Genomic DNA, 1,262 nt, shown 5'->3' with positions numbered 1-1,262 from the left:
CTTGTGAATTAAACCAAGAACAACGAGAGAAGATGCTCAATGAGCTATGCGGAAAAATTGTAGAACGTCATAAGGTCGTTGTTGATGCAGTCATTCATGCCCCACATACCGCAGGCGGAAGTGATGACCGCAACTATCACGCCCACATCATGCTCACTACACGCAGCATTAACCAACAAGGCGACCTTGATAAAAAAACGAGAGAATTTAACGACAACGGCAAACAAGAAGTCGAACACTGGAGACAACAGTTTGCGGAACTCTGCAATCAATTTCTTGAACAGGTTGGCAGCCATGAGCGTGTCGATCACCGCAGCTACAAAGAGCAAGGTTTAGATTTAGAAGCCACACAGCATGAGGGTTCTACAATTACCCAACTTCGCAGACAGGGCAAGGACACTGAAATCAGTTTAAGTAACGATGCGATTAAGGCTAGAAATACAGAACGCCAATTAATTAAAGGACTTGAGCAAGAAATTTTAGCCACAGAACGCCTTGTTCATGACTTGGAACAGACCAGGGAAAATTTAGACCAGGAACAACGCCAAAAAGAAAAAGACCAGGAACAACGTTCCCCTGAAGAATTAACCAAAATTGCATATAGCGTTATTTCGCAATATAACGACGCTATAGCCACAGAAGCGAAAAACATAGCGTCATCTATCCAAAAAACAGAAATCGAGCAAATAAACGCTGTTTTGGAGCAAATAGAGCTATCTAAAAGCGATATTAAACACCAAAAAGAAGAACTAGGAAAAAGACCCCTGTTTTTTGGCGGAAAATGGGATACAGCAAATGCTGAAATTCAGAAGCAGTTGAACCAGCTGGAAGAACAAGAACGAGAATTGAGGAATAACTCCCCTCGATTTGAGCCTGAACGCTATACAGATCGGGCAAAACTGACTGTAAACAAGGCTAATCCAAACCTAAAAGCTAAATATGACCGAGCAAGAAATTATCTTGAGCGAGAACAACAACGGAAGTTAGCCGAACAGGAAAAACGAAAACAAGAAGCCAAAGCCATACAAGAACAAGAAAAACAGGCATTTTTTGCACGTAAAGCCTTGCGTGAACAAGGTAAGCATGAAGAAGCCAACAAGATGCTTGAAGCCGAAAAGCGGAATAGACCACGTTCAAGATAGGTATATCTATGGTGCAAAATATATGATTTTGCACCATAGATATACCTATTCTTTTTGGTGTTTATTAAAATTATCTAAACAATACATGGTTTTACAGAGCGAGTGTCTACGAGCGAACTA

1 protein-coding gene is annotated in these 1,262 nt (G+C 41.0%); it reads left to right on the top strand.

Going from position 1 to position 1,262, the window contains the following annotated elements; all coding sequences use genetic code 11:
* Nucleotides 1–1,142 (top strand): MobA/MobL family protein (locus FTV42_RS17015; protein WP_180039263.1); only part of this gene is annotated, 1,142 nt, incomplete at its 5' end.
* Nucleotides 1,143–1,262: the final 120 nt, after the last annotated feature.

Origin of the sequence: Acinetobacter sp. YH16052, assembly GCF_013417155.1 — a bacterium.
GTDB lineage: Bacteria > Pseudomonadota > Gammaproteobacteria > Pseudomonadales > Moraxellaceae > Acinetobacter.
The sequence above is the reverse complement of the archived record's forward strand: the minus strand, read 5'-3'. Positions and strand labels throughout refer to the sequence as shown.